General features: G+C 74.9%; 16 protein-coding genes. 10 read left to right on the top strand and 6 right to left on the bottom strand.

Annotated features, from left to right (window positions below; all coding sequences use genetic code 11):
• Positions 1-275: 275 nt before the first annotated feature.
• From ACIQUR_RS06180 to ACIQUR_RS06200, 5 genes are all read right to left on the bottom strand, one after another.
• A complete protein-coding gene (locus ACIQUR_RS06180) occupies positions 276-620 on the bottom strand; it encodes a hypothetical protein (protein WP_403659050.1) in 345 nt (114 codons plus the stop codon).
• Positions 621-821: 201 nt separating this feature from the next.
• Positions 822-2,087, bottom strand: a complete 1,266-nt coding sequence (locus ACIQUR_RS06185) for a chaplin (protein ID WP_403659053.1) — start codon at positions 2,085-2,087, stop codon at positions 822-824.
• Positions 2,088-2,216: 129 nt separating this feature from the next.
• On the bottom strand, positions 2,217-2,450 hold the full coding sequence (locus tag ACIQUR_RS06190; RefSeq protein ID WP_403659056.1) for a chaplin: 234 nt from the start codon (positions 2,448-2,450) through the stop codon (positions 2,217-2,219).
• Positions 2,451-2,741: 291 nt separating this feature from the next.
• Positions 2,742-3,152 carry a rodlin gene (locus tag ACIQUR_RS06195; RefSeq protein ID WP_403659832.1) on the bottom strand — a complete coding sequence of 137 codons (411 nt, stop codon included), beginning with the start codon at positions 3,150-3,152 and terminating at the stop codon, positions 2,742-2,744.
• Between the two features lie 103 nt (positions 3,153-3,255).
• Positions 3,256-3,516 (bottom strand): chaplin, encoded by a 261-nt coding sequence (locus ACIQUR_RS06200; RefSeq protein ID WP_403659059.1) that lies wholly within the window; start codon positions 3,514-3,516, stop codon positions 3,256-3,258.
• A gap of 175 nt (positions 3,517-3,691) precedes the next feature.
• Between ACIQUR_RS06200 and ACIQUR_RS06205 the strand changes: the two genes are divergently transcribed.
• The 9 genes from ACIQUR_RS06205 to ACIQUR_RS06245 all read left to right on the top strand — a co-directional run bounded on the left by ACIQUR_RS06205 (position 3,692) and on the right by ACIQUR_RS06245 (position 14,773).
• Positions 3,692-4,822 (top strand): DUF3344 domain-containing protein, encoded by a 1,131-nt coding sequence (locus ACIQUR_RS06205; RefSeq protein WP_403659062.1) that lies wholly within the window; start codon positions 3,692-3,694, stop codon positions 4,820-4,822.
• Positions 4,823-4,843: 21 nt separating this feature from the next.
• The gene (locus tag ACIQUR_RS06210; protein ID WP_403659065.1) at positions 4,844-6,025 is read left to right on the top strand and encodes a glycosyltransferase; all 1,182 of its coding nucleotides are present in this window, start codon (positions 4,844-4,846) and stop codon (positions 6,023-6,025) included.
• Positions 6,022-7,521, top strand: a complete 1,500-nt coding sequence (locus tag ACIQUR_RS06215) for an exopolysaccharide biosynthesis polyprenyl glycosylphosphotransferase (protein ID WP_403659068.1) — start codon at positions 6,022-6,024, stop codon at positions 7,519-7,521. The genes ACIQUR_RS06210 and ACIQUR_RS06215 overlap by 4 nt, the downstream gene beginning before the upstream one ends.
• A gap of 1 nt (position 7,522) precedes the next feature.
• Positions 7,523-8,959 (top strand): O-antigen ligase family protein, encoded by a 1,437-nt coding sequence (locus ACIQUR_RS06220; protein ID WP_403659071.1) that lies wholly within the window; start codon positions 7,523-7,525, stop codon positions 8,957-8,959.
• Positions 8,960-9,243: 284 nt separating this feature from the next.
• The gene (gene murJ, locus ACIQUR_RS06225) at positions 9,244-10,836 is read left to right on the top strand and encodes a murein biosynthesis integral membrane protein MurJ (protein WP_403659074.1); all 1,593 of its coding nucleotides are present in this window, start codon (positions 9,244-9,246) and stop codon (positions 10,834-10,836) included.
• Positions 10,826-11,611: a polysaccharide deacetylase family protein gene (locus ACIQUR_RS06230; protein ID WP_403659077.1), complete on the top strand. Its 786-nt coding sequence runs from the start codon at positions 10,826-10,828 to the stop codon at positions 11,609-11,611. Before murJ ends, ACIQUR_RS06230 begins: the two co-directional genes overlap by 11 nt.
• A complete protein-coding gene (locus ACIQUR_RS06235) occupies positions 11,608-12,819 on the top strand; it encodes a glycosyltransferase (protein ID WP_403659080.1) in 1,212 nt (403 codons plus the stop codon). Before ACIQUR_RS06230 ends, ACIQUR_RS06235 begins: the two co-directional genes overlap by 4 nt.
• An 8-nt stretch (positions 12,820-12,827) precedes the next feature.
• Complete coding sequence (locus ACIQUR_RS06240; protein ID WP_403659083.1) at positions 12,828-13,598, top strand: lipopolysaccharide biosynthesis protein; 771 nt, start codon at positions 12,828-12,830, stop codon at positions 13,596-13,598.
• Positions 13,595-14,773, top strand: coding sequence for a GNAT family N-acetyltransferase (locus ACIQUR_RS06245; RefSeq protein ID WP_403659086.1), 1,179 nt, complete (start codon positions 13,595-13,597; stop codon positions 14,771-14,773). Before ACIQUR_RS06240 ends, ACIQUR_RS06245 begins: the two co-directional genes overlap by 4 nt.
• A gap of 8 nt (positions 14,774-14,781) precedes the next feature.
• Here the strand turns inward: ACIQUR_RS06245 and ACIQUR_RS06250 are convergent, their stop codons facing one another.
• Positions 14,782-16,317, bottom strand: a complete 1,536-nt coding sequence (locus tag ACIQUR_RS06250) for a glycosyl hydrolase (RefSeq protein WP_403659089.1) — start codon at positions 16,315-16,317, stop codon at positions 14,782-14,784.
• 150 nt (positions 16,318-16,467) lie between these two features.
• Between ACIQUR_RS06250 and ACIQUR_RS06255 the strand changes: the two genes are divergently transcribed.
• The gene (locus tag ACIQUR_RS06255) at positions 16,468-17,910 is read left to right on the top strand and encodes an ATP-grasp domain-containing protein (protein ID WP_403659092.1); all 1,443 of its coding nucleotides are present in this window, start codon (positions 16,468-16,470) and stop codon (positions 17,908-17,910) included.
• The last annotated feature ends 34 nt before the right edge of the window (positions 17,911-17,944 follow it).

Here is a 17,944-nt window from a genome sequence, read left to right on the forward strand (position 1 = left end):
CGGCGCCAACACCGACACGGTTATCCCCTTGCGTACCCCGGCTGTCGCCACCCCGCCCACCACCGACTCCCCCCCCCCCCGGGGCCGCGGGGGCCCCCCCGGGGGGGGCGGGGGCCGCCACGAGTGTTTTCCGGGGCGACGGGGGTGCTCCGGACGGCGCGTGGGGGAGTGCGGGGGAGTGGTGCGGGCGGAGGTGCGTACGTACGCGAAGACCGCCCGCGCCGCGGGAGTCGGCGGCACGGGCGGTGCGGAGGGCGGCGCGAACGTCGGCCGGCTCAACCGTGGTTGATGTTCAGACCGCCGAGCAGCTGGGGGGCGACGGGGGCGGTCTCGGTCGCGTTGGTCAGGGTCCCCAGGACCTTGTCCGGGGCGTGGTTGCGGAGGTGGTTGACGCCCTCGGCCGCCTCGACGGTGGAGTGCAGCGCCGAGCCCTGCTCCTCCAGCGCGTTCTCGAGGTGCAGCGGGAGGTTCTGCGACAGCGGTGCGGTCGCGGCGACCGCGTCCATCGCGCCGCCGTTCAGGCTCATCGGCTGCATGTCGTCGGCGGCGAACGCGGGGGTGACGGCACCGAGTGCGGCCACGGAACCGGCGACGACAGCGGCGACCTTCGAGAACTTCATTTGGGATCCCTTTCTCCAGCGGCGACCGTCGCGCCACTTTCGCCATGCACAACGATTCCTGCGGGCTGCGGAAACTCCGCGTCCACCGCTTTCTTGCCCGGACGCTCGGACAAGTGATCGGCCGGAGAATCCTGACGGATTCTCCGGCCGATATTTATTCACCTTTTTCGATTACCGGCCAAGCTGCCGCCGAATGCCGGGTCAGGCGATTCGGGACCGCCGGTAGAGGACGGCCCCGCCGAGCAGCAGCCCCGCGCTGAGGGCGGCCGCCGGGATGGTCGCTCCGGTCGCCCCGGTCGCCGCGAGGACGGGGACCTGGCGGGCGGGCGCCGCCGGGGCGGACTCGGGGACCGGAACGGGAGCCGGTGCCGCCTCGTGGGGTGCGGGCGCCGGGGTCAGGTCGACCGGGCGGTTCTCCTCGGGGACCGAGGGGGGCTGGTCGGCCCGGGGGACGTCGACGACCGGGGCCGGGGCGGGACCCGGAACCTCGGCGGCGGGGGCGGGCGCCGGGACGGGCGCCGCCGGGGGCGCGGGGACGGGCGCGGGCGCCGGCGCGGGAGCGGGTGCCGCCGGCGGGACGACGACCGGCGCCGGCGCGGGGACCTCCTCCTGGTGGCCGCGGCGGGGACGCGGCTCGGGCACCTCGACCGGGGCGGGGGCCGGCAGCGGCTTCGCCTCGTGGACCGGCTCCGGCCTGGGCTCCGGCTTGTGCTCGGGCTTCGGCTCCGGCTCCGGCTTCGGTGCGGGCTTGGCCTCCGGACGGGGCTCGGGCTTGGCCTCCGGCGCGGGGGCCGGCGGTACGACCGGCGGCGGGGCGGGGACGGCCTGCTCGGGGACGGTCTCCGGGACGGGAGCCGGCTCGGGCTTCGGCTTCGGCTCGGCAGCGGGCCTCGGGGGTGCCTGGTGCGCGGGCGGGGTGCCGTGCTCCTCGTCGCACTCCTCCTCAGGGGCGCCGTACCCGGGTCCGTGCTCGTGGCCGTGGCCGGCCTGGGGGGCCGGGGCGGGCTTGCGGTGCTTGCCGGTGCCGGGGCCGGGCCGGTGGTCCTCGCGGCCGGGGCCGGCACCGGGCCGCGCGTGCTGCGGCTCGTGCCGTTCGGGCGCGGGGCGCAGGTAGCGCTCGTAGTCGCGCGCCTCCGGCTCCAGGTACCGCTCGTAGTCGTACCCGCCGCCGTACGAGCCGCCGCCGTGGTAGTGGTGGTGCTCGTGGGTGGTGCCGGTCTCGCAGTGGTTGCCCATCGAGGGGTTGAGCGCCGAGGCCGCGTCCACCGAGTTGCCGCAGACGTTCGGGCTGACGGTCAGCGGTACCGAGACGCTGTTGCCGGACAGTACGCCCGGGGAGTGCGAGGCCTCGGCGCTCGCGCCCGGGTGCGCGTACGCGGCGCCGGCGCCTAGGGACAGCAGGCTCGACGCCGCCGCTGCGGTGAGTACGCCCTTGCTCAGTACCTGTCGGCTCAGTACCTGTCGCATGGGTCCTTCCCTGTCTACCGGCGCTCGCCGCCGGTGCGGTGTAAGTCAAGGTGGCCCCGGAGTGCACCGCCGTGCACTCCGGGGCCACCCCGAGGAGGTTTGCCCTGGTGGGCGCGGACGCGTCGCGCGTCAGTCGTTCACGCAGACGTTGCCGAACGCCGGGTTCAGCAGTGCGGCGAGGTTCGCCGTGTTGCCGCAGACGTTGACCGGGACGTGGACCGGCACCTGGCCGAGGTTGCCGGAGGCGACGCCCGGGGAGCCGACGGCCTTGCCGTAGGCCTCGGAGTCGGCCATGGCGGGGGTGGCGGCACCGGCGGCGATCAGGACGCCGGCGGTGACGGCGGCTGCCTTCGTGTACTTCATTTTCGATCCTTCCCGCAGGGGTGTTCCGTCGCATACACGACCCTCGCGCTGCGTGCCCAGATTTCTGTTCTTCAACACCGCTGCGAGCTGAGTAACGAGCTGTCCGGAGAAAGGAAACCGAAAATCCGAGGGCGGCTCTTCCGATTTCACTCCGTTGCCGTCGGGGAAAGTCGGCTCCGGAATTGTGCCGGATATCTCCGGCCGAATTGCCGTGGGGATTTTCCGCCCCACAGACGACGAGGCCGCCGCGACCCGAAGGTGCGGCGGCCCCGTGGCACTGGGCGGTCCCGACTAGCTGTTGACCGCGCCGTTGCCGGAGAGCGCCGAGATGTCGTCCAGGATGTGCGAGAGCGGCTCGTCGCCCTTCGCCTGGGTGGAGTTCTCGGTGCACTGCTGGGTCTGCGGGGCGGACAGGATCGGGATGTCCTGGACACCGACGTTGACCAGCGCGACGAGGGACTGGACGTTGCCCTTGACCGGCAGGCCCACACAGGGCTTGTTGAGCGAGCCCTGGATCAGCGCCATCTGCGGGCTCATGTTCCCGTAGGTGGCCTGGTTGCCGTAGACCTGGGAGGCGTGGTTGCCGTTCACGGTGCTGACGCCGTTGTCGTTGCCGATCGCCATCGCCTGCGGGGCCATCGCCGCGCCGGCGCCCACGACCGAAGCCGCGACCGCTGCCGTGGCCATCATCTTCTTGATCACTGTCATCCCTTTTCTGAGGATTGCCCGGTACAGGAGCATCCGGATCAACGGCCCTTCCCAGGTTTGGGTTGCGAGCCTTCACCCGAACGGGCTCCTGGCGGTCCTACGCGTTGATGCAGGTGTTGCCGAAGGCGGGGTTGAGCAGGGCGACCAGGTTCGCCGTGTTGCCGCACAGGTTGACCGGGACGTGGACCGGGACCTGGACCAGGTTGCCGGAGAGGACGCCCGGGGACCCGGCGGCGTAGCCGGCCGCGGAGGCGCCGCTGCCGTCCTGGCCGTGGGCGGCCGCGATGCCGGCGCCGCCCATCAGCACGGCAGCACCCGCGACCGCCGTCGTGGTGGTGCGGATCAGCGTCTTCTTCATCTCGGATTTCCCTTTCTGTTCGAACGTGGTGCACCCGCATAACGAGCACCGGGCGGCAAGGGTGCGCACCTTCGCCCAAAAGGCCGTACGAGCGAGTCCGACGTGATTTCCAGCTGGGTTTCTGACAAAGTGCACTCCTGTTTTGACGCCTTGATCGGAAATGGGAGACCTGGTCATGTCGGAGGCTTCGAAGTCGACTGGGCGCAAGGCCTTCCGCACCCTCGGTGTGCTCTCCGGCCTGGGACTTTCGATGTCCCTTCCCGCTGCCGGCGCCTCCTCGGCGGTCAGGGAATTGCCCGAGATTCCTTTCACGCAGCGTTACCAGGCCGTGCAGCACGGCGGCTTCGCACGGGCGTCGAACTCCGGCATCAGCTGTGAGAGCCGGGTCGATGCCGGGGCGCAGCCGTGCGGGGACGTCAAGCGCGGTGCGGCGGGGGTCAACGGGGACTTCGAGATGCTCTACAGCGACCTCGACCGGGACCCGAACACGTACAACTCCACCCGGGCCGAGCTGGTGGTGCCGAAGGGGGCCCGGATCACGTACGCCCGGCTCTACTGGGGCGGCAACCTGCGGGTCGGCGAGCAGAAGCCCCCGGAGGACAACGGCCGCGTGCTGGTGGCCGAGCCGGGCGGCTCGTACAAGGACGTGCTGGCGGACACCCGGATCGCGCACCGCGACGCCGACGGCAGCGACGCCTACCAGGCCTCCGCGGACATCACCCCGCTCGTCCGGAAGTTCGGCGGGGGGATGTGGACGGTGGCGCAGCTGAACATCGCCAAGGGGCACTCGGACGTGGGCGCCTGGGGCGGCTGGACGCTCGTGGCGGCGTACGAGAAGCCGGACGAGCCGCTGCGCCAGCTGTCCCTGTGGGACGGCTTCGCGGCCCTGCGGGGCGGTGCGGACGCGGACGCCGAGGGGGCCCGGGACACCGGGCGGACCGTCGAGCTGACGGGGTTCGAGGTGCCGGCCCGCGGGTCGGGCAAGGCCGGCGTGGTCGGGTACGACGGGGACCGCGGGGCGCTCGGCGACTCACTGACCGTCACCGCGGACAGCGGGCGCAGGCTGAACCTCAGCGATGCCGAAAACCCCTTCAATGATGTGATGAATTCTACTATCACAGAATTCGGCCGTCCCTCGTCCAGGCGACAGCCAGAACATGTGAACAATCTCGGATATGACGCGGACGTGTTCGATCTCGGCCCCGCGCTGTCCGAAGGCGCCCGAAGCCTGAAGTTCAGGTTCGAGGCGGAAAACCAGGGTCATTTCCTCGGCGTGCTCTTCGTACAGGCAGACGCGCGCCGCTGAAACGTACGGAGATCACTCCACGTGCAGTCAGACACCGCGACCGCCGGCACCGCGCCGACGGTCCTCCACCTCGTCCAGCCCGTGGAGGGCGGAGTGGCCCGGGTCGTCACCGACCTGGTCCGCGCCCAGATCCGGGGCGGCCTGCGGAGCGTCGTCGCCTGCCCGCCCGGCGGGACGCTCGCCGGCGCCGCGCGCGAGGCGGGCGCCGAGGTCCTCGCCTGGCGCGCCGGCCGCGCCCCCGGCCCGGCCCTCGCCTCCGAGACCCTCGCGGCCGCCCGGCTGGTCGGCCGGGTGCGCCCCGACCTGCTGCACGCGCACAGCGCCAAGGCGGGACTGGCCGGGCGGCTGGCCGTACGCGGCTCCGTGCCCACCCTCTTCCAGCCGCACGCCTGGTCCTTCGACGCCGTCGGCGGCACCACCGCCGCCCTCGCGCTGCGCTGGGAGCGGCTCGCCGCACGCTGGGCCGACCGGGTGCTCTGCGTCAGCGAGGCCGAGCGGCGCGCCGGGGAGTCCGCCGGCATCGCCGCCCGGTGGGCCGTGATCCGCAACGGCGTGGACCTCGAACACTTCGGCCCGCGCGAGGGCGAGGACAAGGCGGCCGCCCGAGCCGGGCTGCCCCTCCTCTCCCGGTCCGCCCCACAGGGCCCGCTCGTGGTCTGCGTCGGCCGGCTGTGCCAGCAGAAGGGCCAGGACCTGCTGCTCAAGGCCTGGCCGGAGGTCACCGCGACCGCCGCCACCGCCCGCCTGGTGCTGGTGGGCGACGGCCCCGACGCGGCCCGGCTGCGCCATTCGGCCCCCTCCGGGGTCCTCTTCGCCGGGGCGGCCGCCGACATCAGGCCGTGGCTTCGGGCCGCCGATCTCGTTGTATTGCCGTCGCGCTGGGAGGGCATGGCGCTCGCCCCGCTCGAAGCAATGGCCTGCGGCCGGCCGGTCGTGGTGTCCGACGTCAGCGGTGCCCGCGAGAGCCTGCCGCCCGGGCAGGCGCCCCTGTGCCTGGTACCGCCGGAGGACCCGACGGCGCTGGCCAAGGCGCTGGGCCGGCTGCTCTCGGAACCGGAGCTGCTCGACGAACTGGGGCGACAGGCCCAGGAACACGCGCGTACGGAGTTCGACGTGCGGCGGACCACGGCCGCGGTCACCGGCCTGTACCACGAACTGCTGGGCCTGGCCCGGCCCTCGAACCAGGAGCGCAACAGCCGATGACGATGGACAGCGCACACGCGCCACACACCGGGCGGAAGGGCGCCGGGACCACGGCCGTCCGCCGCTCGGTGACCTCCATCCACCCGCCCCGCGGACCCAAGGCGGACGAGGCCCGGCCCGCCGTACGGCCCCAGCGGCACCGTCGCCACGAGGGCGTCGGCCCGCTGCTCACCGCCGACGCGGTCGCCGCGCTCGTCACCGCGGGAGCCCTGCCCGGCCTGGACTGGCCACGCGAGGCGGCCGCCCCGATCGCCGTCGCGCTGGCCGCGCTGCACGCGCAGGCCGGGCTCTACCGGCCCCGGCTGTCGCCCTCCGCCCTGCTCGAACTGCCCGCGCTGCTCGGCCGTTCGCTCGCCGTCTGGTGCGGTGCGGCCACCGTGGCCGCGGCGCTCGACCCCGGGCGCGCCCTGGGGTGGGGCGCGCTCGCCGCCGCCGTGTGCCTGCAGGTCGTACTGACGTGCGCGGGACGCGGGTTCGTGCACCAGCTGCGCCGCCGGTCCGCCGTACGCCGCCCCCGCTCCGCCCTCGTCGTGGGGCCCGCCGCCGGGGCCCGCCAGGTGGCCGCCGCGCTGCACGGCCGCCGCGAGTACGGGCTCCGGCCGGTCGGTCTCGCCGACCCCACCCAGGAGCCCGATCCCGCGGGGACCCTCGCCCTGCCCGTGCTCGCCACCCACGAGGACGTCCGCCGGGCCGTCATCCAGAACTCCGTCCGGCACGCCGTCTTCACCCGGCCGCCGGAGGCCGACGAGCGCACCGCGGCCCTGGTCCGGCTCTTCCGCGACCACGGCTGCCGCCTCTGGCTCGCCGACCCCGCCGGCACCGCCAAGGTCACCGGCATGCGCGTCGCCGAGCCCCACGACCACCTGTGGGGGTTCTCCGTGCAGCCGCTGCTCCCGCGCCCCGCCCGCCCCGTCGAGCGGGCCGTCAAGCGCCTGATCGACGGCGTGCTCGCCGCCGTGGCCCTGGTCCTCGCCGCGCCCCTGATGGGCCTGTGCGCCCTCGCCGTACGCCTCTCCGACGGCCCCGGCGTGATCTTCCGGCAGGAGCGCGTGGGCCTGTACGGACGGCCCTTCACCCTGCTGAAGTTCCGCACCCTGCGCCCCGCCGACGAGCACGAGTCCGCCACCCGCTGGACCGTTGCCAACGACAACCGGATGAGCCGGGTCGGCAGCCTGCTGCGCAAGTCCTCGCTCGACGAGCTGCCGCAGCTGTGGAACGTGGTCCGCGGCGACATGAGCCTGGTCGGCCCGCGCCCCGAACGCCCCTTCTTCGTCGCGAAGTTCAGCACCGTCCACCCCGGCTACGAGGCCCGTCACCGGATGCCGGTCGGCATCACCGGGCTCGCCCAGATCAACGGCCTGCGCGGCGACACCTCCATCGAGGACCGGGCCCGCTTCGACAACCACTACATCGACACCTGGTCGCTCTGGCAGGACCTGTGGATCCTCGCCCGCACCGCCGCCTCCTTCTTCCGCTTCCGGCTGGGGGGCAGCTGACATGAGCGGCGCCGCCATCCCGCCCGGCCTCCTCACCGGGGGGAGTCCCCCCGCCCCGCAGGGGCTGCCCGAACTGCTGCGGCGCCACTGGCCGCTGCTGCCGCTCGCCGCGACCGTGCTGCTGCTGGTCGTGCCGCTGCCGGCCGGTGACGCCACCGCCTCCGGCAAGGTCACCCCGGCCGACGCGGCCTCGCTGCTGCTCGTCTTCTGCTGCGCCGTACAGGCCCTGCGCGGCGAGGTGCGGCGGCTGAGCCCGCTGGGCGCACTGCTGCTCGGCATGCCGGCCGTCGGCCTCGCCGCCGCCACGGTCACCGCCGGGGACCCGTACGCGGCGCTGCCCGGCTTCGTGCGCTACCTCCAGGTCTTCGTGCTCGTACCGGGCGCGATCGTGCTGCTCGTGCGGGACGCCCGGGAGTTCCGGCTGGCCGCGGGGTGCTTCGTGGTGCTGGCGCTGGTGCAGGGTGCGGTGGGGGTGGTGCAGTACGCGACCCACACCGGCGCCTCGTACCAGGGCGAGGACATCAGGGCCGTGGGCACCTTCGGCCCCGGCGACGTGATGGGCATGGCCACGGTGGTCGCGTACGGGCTGGTGATCGCCGCGGCGCTGGCGCTGGCCCCGGGCACCCCGCGGAGGCTGCGCGGTCCGGCGGCGGTGAGCGCCCTCGCGCTGGTGGTGCCGCTGGTGCTGTCCTTCAGCCGGGGCGCGTGGATCGCGACCGCGGGCGCGCTCGCGGTGGTGATGCTGCTGGCCGGGGTGCGGCGGGCGCTCAGGACGCTGGCCGCCCTGGTCGCGGCCGGGGTGGTGCTGGTGGGCGGCTTCGGCGTGGGCTCCGAGATGATGGCCGAGCGGCTGACCAGCATCACCCAGGTGGGTTCGGCGCCCGACCAGTCGGTGACGGACCGGTACACCATGTGGGCCGCGGCCACGTCCATGTGGCAGGAGCGGCCCGCCGCGGGCGTCGGGCTCAAGGGCTTCCCGGCCCACCGCGACGGCCACTCCTCGATCGGGCTGTCCTCGGGCAGCGACACCGCGGGCGCGGGCCAGGCGTACCTGCGCCAGCCCCTGCTGTCCCCGCACAACATGTACCTGCTGGTGCTGAGCGAGCAGGGGCTCATCGGGCTGACCGCGCTCGCGGGCGGCTGGGCCGTGCTCCTGGTGGCGGGCCTGCGCCGGGCGCTCCGGCCGGACCGCGCCCCGCGCTCCCCGAGGGACTGCGGGCTGGCGGCGGTGGGCCTCCTGGTGTGGCAGCTGACGGACTTCCTCTACGCCGACATCGGCGGCCCCTCCACCGTCCTGACCGGCGTGATCATCGGCCTCGCGGCCTGGTGGGCCCTCGGCTCCGCCGCGGCCGGCGGCACGGACGCGGGCGGCCCGGACGCCTCCGGAGCGCGCGTCCCGGCACCGGCGCCCGCACGCGAAGGCGCGGCGGTCGCGTGACGGAGACCGCGGCGCCGCTCCCGGGGGCCCTGCCCCCGGAGCTCCCCCCTGGCTTCGCCCAGGGCGCCCCCGGCGCACCGACCGCCGCACGCCCCGTCCCGGCGGGCGCGGGCGGTGCCGGGCTGACCTCGTCACCCGCCAACAGCCGCACCAGGAACGGAAGTTCGGGCGCCGCGGGGGGTTTCGGCGCGGACGGCCGAGGGACGCTCTCCCGGGGCGCGGGGCCCGGTGGGGGGCCGCCCGGGACCGAGCGGGGGAACGACGTGCAGGGGGAGCCGCCCGGCGTGCCGCGGCTGGGGAGGTTCCTCGCCAAGGCCGCCGCCGTGACCGCCGGACTGACCGTGGCCGGCGCGGTGTTCGGGCTGCTGCGCGACCAGACCATCGCCCACCTCTTCGGGGCCGGTCACGACAGCGACGCCTTCCTGATCGCGTGGACCGTCCCCGAGATGGCCTCCACGCTGCTGATCGAGGACGCCATGGCCCTGCTCATGGTGCCCGCGTTCAGCCACGCGCTGGCCCGCCGCTCGGCCGCCCGGGCCGGGCTGACCCGCCGGGAGGCCCGCGCCCAGGACCCCGTACGGCTGCTGGTCGGCGCCACGCTGCCGCGGCTGGTCGTCACGCTGGCCGCCGTGGCGGCCGTCCTGCTGGTCGCCGCCCCGCTCGTCGTCGGGCTGCTCGCGCCCGGCCTGCCCGACCCGGACCTCGCCGTCCAGTGCACCCGGCTGACCGCCCTGACCGTGCTGACCTTCGGCCTCGCCGGGTACTTCAGCGCCGGGCTGCGGGCCCACCGGTCCTTCCTGCCGCCGGCCGCGATCTACGTCGCCTACAACGTCGGCATCATCGGCACCATGCTGGCCCTGCACGCCACGCTCGGCGTGCGGGCCGCCGCGGCCGGGGTCGCGGTCGGCGGGCTGCTGATGGTCGCCGTCCAGCTCCCCGCCTTCGTACGCCACGTCGGCTTCGGCAACCCCCGCCCCGACCGCGCCCACCGGGCGCTGCGGGACCGCGACCGGCCCACCCTGCTGGCCCTGGGCACCCTCGCGCCGGTCATCTTCTTCGCCGTGTCCCGGCAGTCGCAGGTGCTGGTCGAGCGGTTCCTCGCCGCCTCCCTGCCGCCCGGAGCCATCTCACACCTCAACTACGCGCAGAAGGTCGCGCAGATGCCGATGGTGCTCTCCCTGATGATCTGCACCGTCACCTTCCCCGTCGTCGCCCAGGCCATGGCCGGCGGCGAGCTGGAGAAGGCCAGGCGGCGCGTGGAGCAGGACCTCGCGCTGGCCTCCCTGGCCGTGCTCACGGGCACCGCGCTCGTCATCGGGTACGCGCCCCAGATCATCCAGGTGCTCTTCGAGCGGGGGGCGTTCACCCACGAGGACACCCTGGCCACGGCCGCCGTGATGCGGGTCTACGCCGTCGGCCTGCTGGGCCACTGCCTGGTCGGCGCGCTCAGCCGGCCGTTCTTCTCCACTTCCAAACCCATGTGGTTCCCGGCGGCGGCGATGGCCGCTGGGCTCGGGGTGAACGTCGTGGCGGGGGCCTTCGCCGTGGGCTGGTGGGGCACGTACGGCATCGCCGCGGCCAACGCGGCGGGCATCTCCACCACCGCGGCCCTGCTGCTGTACGGCATCGGCTCGCGCGTCATCGCCATCCAGGTCCGCCGGGTGGCGGTCAGCCTCGGCCGGCTGTCCGTCGCGGCGGCCGCGGCCTGCTTCACCGGCTGGCTGGCCGGGCCGATGATCCCCAACCCCCTGCTCAGCGCCGCCCTCGGCTGCCTGCTGGTGCCGGCCATGTTCATCGCCGCCGGGATGGCCATACGGGCCCTCGACGTCAACGCCCTGCCCGCCACGATCACCCAGAGGTTCCGTCATGTCCGCTGACACGGCGACACCCAGCGCCTCGCGCCCCGCGCCGCGCCCCCGCGCGAAGCACGCACCCAGGACCCCCTGGGTGCTGATGTACCACTCGGTCGCCGAGTTCACCGACCCGGCCGAGGACCCGTACGGGATCACCGTCACGCCCACCGCCCTGGAGGAGCAGCTGCTGTGGCTGCGCTCCCGGGGGCTGCGGGGGGTCTCGGTCGCCGAGCTGCGGGCCGCCCGCGCGGCCGGGCACGGCGCCGGGCTGGTCGGGCTGACCTTCGACGACGGGTACACCGACTTCCTCAGCGGGGCGCTGCCGCTGCTGCGCCGGTACGAGTGCACGGCGACCGTCTTCGTGCTGCCCGGCCGGCTCGGCACCGACAACGTCTGGGACCCGCTGGGCCCGCGCAAGCCGCTGCTCACGGCCGAGGACGTGCGCCGGATCGCGGCGGCCGGCCAGGAGATCGGCTCGCACGGGCTGCTCCACCAGGACCTCACCACCGCCCCGGACGACGTGCTGGAGCAGGAGCTGAGCGGCAGCCGCGAGGCGCTCCGCGAGATCACCGGCACCGCCCCCGCGGGGTTCTGCTACCCGTACGGGACCGTGGACCGCCGGGTCGTCGAGGCGGCCCGGGCCGCCGGGTACGCGTACGCCGTGGCCATCGACCCGGGCCGGCTCGGCGGCGCGTACGCCATGCCCCGTACCCACGTCAGCCAGGCCGACGGCGCCGCCCGGCTGCGGGTCAAGCGGCTGCGCCACCGCGCCAGGTACCTGCTGGGAGCCGCCTCGTGAAGGCCCTGCACATCATCACCGGCCTCGGGGTCGGCGGCGCCGAGCAGCAGCTGCGGCTGCTGCTGCGGCACCTGCCGGTGCACTGCGACGTGCTCACCCTGACCAACGACGGGCCGGTGGCCGAGGGGCTGCGTGCCGACGGGGTGCGGGTGGTGCACCTCGGCATGACCGGCAACCGCGACCTGCGGGCCCTGCCGCGGCTGGTGCGGTTCATCCGCCGGGGCCGGTACGACCTCGTGCACACCCACCTGTACCGGGCGTGCGTGTACGGGCGGCTCGCGGCCCGGCTCGCGGGGGTGGGCGCCACCGTCGCGACCGAACACTCCCTGGGGGACGCGGAGATCGAGGGCCGGCCGCTGAGCGGCGGGGTGCGCGCGCTGTACCTGGCGAGCGAGCGGCTGGGCGGGGCGACCGTCGCCGTCTCCGACACGGTGGCCGCCCGGCTGCGCGGGTGGGGCGTGCCGGAGGCGCGGCTGCACGTGGTGCCCAACGGCATCGAGGCGGTGCGGTTCCGCTTCGACCCGGAGGCGCGGCGCACCGCCCGGGCCCGCACCGGACTGCCGGACGACGCCTTCGTGGTGGGCGGGGTCGGGAGGCTGGTGCCGGGCAAGCGGTTCGACGTACTGGTGCGGGCCGTGGCCGCGCTGCCCGGGGTGCACCTGGTGATCGCGGGGGAGGGGCCGGAGCGGGCGGCGCTGCGGGCCCTCGCCGCGGAGCTCGGCGCGGCGGACCGGGTGCACCTGCTCGGCGAGCGGGACCCGCTGGGCGACGGGCCGGACGGCCGTACGCCCGGGGTCCCGGCCCTGCTGTCGGCGATGGACGTGTTCGTCTCGCCCTCGCGCGAGGAGGCCTTCGGGCTGGCGGTGGTCGAGGCGCTGGCCGCCGGGCTGCCCGTACTCCACGTGACCTGCCCGGCCGTCGACGACCTGCCCGCCTCCCAGGCCCCCGGTGCCCGCCGCATCGGGCCCGGCCCGGACGAGCTGGCGGCGGCGCTGCGCGAGCACGCGGCGGCCGGCCCCCGGCGGCTGCCCGCGCCGCCCGTCGTGCACCGCTACGACATCGCGCACAGCGCCGAGGCCCTGCTGCGGGTGTACGCGCAGGTGCTCGCCCCCGCCCCCCTGCTGCCGGGTGCCCCCCGGACCCCGCACGTCCCGCACTCCCCGTCCCCCTCGCAGACCTCCAAGACCTCACCGTCCTCGAAGAAGTGAGTACGCACATGGCCGAGTCCGGCACCGCCAAGAACGACCGGAAGAGCACGCCCGCCGACGAGCCCGCCGGGCCGCCCCGGCGCGCCCGCAGAGCACGCCGGCGGCTGCTCCCGCCGCCCGCGTGGTGGCCGCTGCCCGCCTGCGCCGTCCTGGGCCTGGCGGCCGGCGGCGCGTACGGGGTCCTGAAGGCCCCCGAGTACGCGGCCACCAGCTACGTGGTCGCCGTCCCCGACGAGACCACCGAGCCGGCCACCGCCCTCGGCTTCGCCCAGGCGTACGCGCGCATCGCGACCAGCGCCTCGACCCTCGCCTACGCGCAGCCGCGGGCCGGGATCCCGGCGCGGCAGCTGCGCACCCGGGTGCGCGCCGAGACCTCGCCCGAGTCGCCGATGATCGCGATCACGGGCACCTCGGGCAAGGCGTCCGAGGCCGCCGACATCGCCAACGCGGTGGCCGACGCGCTCTCCCTGAGCAGCAATCAGGCGGCCAAGAACACCGGTGTCCAGCTCCTGCTGTTCAACCAGGCCGTCGCCCCGTCCGAGCCCGCCTCGCCCTCGGCCACGGTCAGCGCCGCGGTGGGACTGTGCGCGGGCGGCCTGATCGGCGGCCTGGTGCTGCTGACCAGGCCCGGTGGCCGGCGCCGGGACGGGTCCGTGCCGGCCGCGGAGGCGGCACCCGCGCCGGTCACCGGCGTGACCTCGCTGCCCGGCCCGGCCCACGGAGAGGCCGCCGAGGCCGCCGCGGCCGCCGCCGCGAAGGAGAAGGAGCCGGTGCGATGACGGCCGGCTCCCCGGGGGCCCCGGCCGCACCGGGGTCCCGGGAGCTGTCGGTGACCCTGTGCCGGGACCCCCGCCAGTTCGCGGCCCTGGAGGCGGAGTGGAACCGGCTGATGCGCGCCTGTCCCACCGCGACGCCCTTCCAGAGCCACGCCTGGCTGCACTCCTGGTGGCTGTCGTACGGCAGGGAGGGCCGGCTGCGGATCGTGCTGGTCCGGCGGGCCGGCGAGCTGGTCGGCGCGGCCCCCCTGACGCTGGTGCACCGGCCGCTGCCGCTGCTGGTGCCGCTGGGCGGGGGCATCACCGACTACTGCGACGTGCTGGTGGACGACGCCCACGCGGCGGAGGTCGTGCCGGCGCTGGCCCGGGGGCTGCACCGGGCCGCGCGCGGGGTGGTCGTGGACCTGCGGGAGGTGCGGCCGGGGGCCGCGGCGGAGCGGGTGGTGCGGGAGTGGGAGGGCGTGCACGCGGTGCTGCCCGACTCGTCCTGCGCGGAGTTCCCGGTGCTCTCCTTCGAGGACCTGGTCAAGCGGATGCCGTCGGCGGGCGCCCAGCGCACCCGGGCCAAGGTCCGCAAGATCGACGCGCTGCGGATCGAGGAGCACCAGGTCTCCGAGCACGAGGTGCCGGATACGGTGCGCACCCTGCTGCGGCTGCACGAGGAGCAGTGGCGGGGGCGCGGGGTGACCCCGGAGCACGTGAAGCCGCGGTTCTCGGAGCACCTGATCAGGGCCGCGCGGCGGATGGTGCGGACGGGTGACGCCCGGCTGACGGAGTTCCGGCTGGAGGGCCGGGTGGTCGCCGCCAGTCTGACGCTGCTGTCGGCCGGTCTGACCGGCGGCTACCTGTACGGGGCCGATCCCGAGCTGCGGGCCCGGAAGGTGGACGTGGTCACCATGCTGCTGCGGCACGAGGCCCAGCACGCCCACGCCCGGGGGCGGGGGGTGCTGAGCCTGCTGCGCGGCAGCGAGCCGTACAAGAACCACTGGCGGCCGGAGACGGTGGTCAACCAGCGGTTCCTGCTGGCCCGTTCCTCGCACCTGCCGCTGCTGCGGCTGCACGAGTCGCAGGTCTCCGGGCGCGAGCGGGCGGTCGGCGCCCTGCGGGAGGCGCTGCCCGCCGCCCGCGACTGGCGGGCCCGGATCAACGAGTGGCGGGTGGACGGGGTCCGGCGGTGAGGTGGGGGCTAGAACGGCCACCAGCTGCTGTCGTCGGGCTCGTTGGTGTCCCAGTCGTCCTTGCCGCTCCAGCCGTCCTCCTTGTCCCAGTCGTCTCCCTTGTTCCAGTCCTCGCGCTGGTCCCAGCCGTCTCCCTCGTCCCAGTCCCACGTCCAGCAGATCTTCTTGCTGCCGAACATCTCGTCGAACCAGTCGCCGAAGTCGAGCGGCATGCACCATTCGCGCTCGACGGGCGGCTTGGGCTGCGGCGGTTCGGGCGAGGGCTTGGGCGTCGGCTTCACCGGGCTCGGCTTCGGGGTCGGGTTCACCGGGCTGGGCTTGGGCGACGGGTTGAGGGGCGAGGGCTTGGGCGAGGGATCGACCGGGCTGGGCTTGGGCGTGACCACCGGGGGTGTGATGACCGGGGGTGTGATGACCGGCGGGGTGACCACCGGCGGGGTGACCACCGGCGGGGTGACCACCGGCGGGGTGACGACCGGCGGCGTGATCACGGGCGGGGTGACGACCGGCGGGGTGACGACCGGCGGTGTCACGACCGGCGGCGTGACCACGGGCGGCTTGTACGAGAGCTCCTCGCGGAACACCTGCGAGGAGCGCGGGTTCTGCCCGCACTGCCAGACGCCGTGCGGGCAGTAGTCCGTGATCGTGTGGTACAGCGGCTTGTGCTGCTTGATCCACTGGAGCATGCGCCGCATGTACTCGGGGTTGTCGCCGTTGCGGAACAGCCCCCACTCCGGGTACGAGATGAGCTTGCCGTGCTCCTTCGCGAAGTCCACGTGCTGCTGGAGCCCGTACGGCTGGCTGATCTGCTCGTCGAAGGTGCGCCCCGGCGCCTGGTCGTACGAGTCCATGCCGATGATGTCGACCACGTCGTCGCCCGGGTAGCAGCGGGTCCACCCGATGGCGTCCGTCCCCCGGTTGGGGGCGAAGTCGAAGCGGAACTTCTGGCCGGGCACCGAGCGCATCGTGGTGACGATCCGCTTCCAGTACGCCTTCCAGTTCTCCGGGTCGGGCGCGCACCGGTGCGTGTACGTCACGCCGTTCATCTCCCAGCCGAGCACGATCACCGTGTCCGGCACGCCCAGGTCCACCAGGCGCTCGGCGAGCTTCCTGAAGTGGTGGTCGTACGCGCCCTGCGCGCCCGACCTGATGAGCTGGGCGACCTGGTGGTCGGGGACGCCGGCCTCGTTCCGCTCCTGCATCGGGACGTTGAGGACGAAGAGCCGGTCGGCCTTGGCCCTGCGCCACTTCGCCCAGCTGTCCAGGAAGTTCGGGGCGCCCTCGATGTTCGACCACGCGTCGCCGGGCAAGTACGTGTGCCCGACGCGCAGTTCGGTGCCGCCCAGCCAGGAGGACAACTGGGGGATGCGGTCCACGCCCGGTGCCCCGTAGTGGAGATAGGCACCCATGGCGGTGTCGCCCGCCACACCCTGTTTCCCCGGCCCGTCGTCGGGCGCGGCGGCGAGGGCGGCACCGGTGGCGAGCAGGCCGGCCGTGACCGTCCCGAGGCAGGTGCTCGCCAGTCTGCGGCGGTGAGAGGACATGGCGGCTCCAGAGGCTTCCTGAATCGATGCGCTTAGCAAAGACGTTAGGCAGCCAATCCGACTAATGGCCTGTCCGGTGGTCCGTTGATGGGCCATTAGCGACTGCCAACCCCCTCCGCTTGCTCCGACTAGGTGAAAGACAGCGTTCCCATGGCCGTGTTCGCCACCGATGTGCCCGCAGTTCTGCTGCGCCTCGACCGCAACCCCTTCCACCACGGCACCCTCGGCGCCGTCAGATCCCTGGGCCGCCAGGGCGTCGAGGTGCACGCCGTGGTCGAGGCGGACGGCGGACCGGTGGCCCGCTCGCGCCACCTGCGGGCGGCCCATCCGGCCCCCGCGGGCGACCCCGGACCGGACGCCCTCCTGGCCTGCCTGACCGGCGTGTCGGAACGCATCGGACGGCCCGCGGTGCTCTTCGCCATGGACGACCTCGGCGCCATCACGGTCTCCCGCATCGCCCCCCTCCTCGCCGGCCGCTACCTGCTGCCCTCCCAGCCCGGCGAACTCCCCGCCCGCGTCGCCGACAAGGCCGAACTCGCCGCCCTCTGCGCCCGTTGGGACGTCGGCCACCCCGAGACCGTCGTCCCCGCCAGCGGAGCCGAGGCCGCCGAGGCCGCCTGGCGCCTCGGCCTGCCCGCCGTCGCCAAGTGGAGCCGTCCCTGGCTGCTGCCCCCCGACAGCGGGCTGCGCAGCACGACCCTGGTCACCACCGCGGCCGAGGCGCGGCGGCTGTACGAGCGGACCCCCGAGGCGGGCAGCCCCCTGCTGCTCCAGCGCTTCCTGCCCGGCGGCCCCGACACCGACTGGTTCTTCCACGGCGCCTTCGCCCGCGGCGGCCGGCCGCTCCTCACCGGCTCGGGCCGCAAGGAGCTGTCCTGGCCGGTGCGCACCGGCCTCACCGCCGTCGGCCGCTGGCTGCCCGACCCGGCCGCCGAGGAGGCCGGGCTGCGCCTCGCCGCCCGCCTGGGCTACCAGGGCATCCTCGACCTCGACTTCCGCCGGGACGAGCGCGGCCGGCTCCGGCTGCTGGACTTCAACCCCCGGCCCGGCGCCCAGTTCCGGCTCTTCACCGACACCGCGGGACTCGACGTCGTACGCGCCATGTACCTCGACCTCACCGGGCAGCCGGTGCCCGAGCGGGCGGGCGGTCCCGGCCGGGTGTTCGTCGCCGAGAACTACGCCCTGCTCGCCGCCCTGGCCACCCGGGGCGCCGCCCCCCGCCGGGCCGGCGGGCGGATCGAGCCCGCCTGGTTCGCCGCGGACGACCCGCTGCCCTTCCTCGCCATGGCCCGCGCCTTCCTGGGCCGGGGCCTGCACAAGGGGGGCCGCCGCCTGTGGGGGGCGCTGCGGGGCGTGCCCGCCGGGGGCCGGCGGACGGCCCGCGCCGTCGTACGGGTGCCCCGGGCCTTCGTACGTGCGGCGCCCCGGGCCTTCGTACGGGCCCCGCGCGCCGTCGTACGGGCGCCCCGGCAGCGGGGCGGCGACCCGCTGCCCGCACCCGCGCACCCCCTGCGGGCGCCCGGCAGCGCCCCGGCCCCCGCACCCTCCGACACCGTCCGGGACCGCCCCGAGCGCGCCCCGGCGACCCGCTGACCCGGTACGGCCCGATGAACCGGCACGACCGATG

It is taken from the genome of Streptomyces sp. NPDC101132, from assembly GCF_044759225.1.
GTDB lineage: Bacteria > Actinomycetota > Actinomycetes > Streptomycetales > Streptomycetaceae > Streptomyces.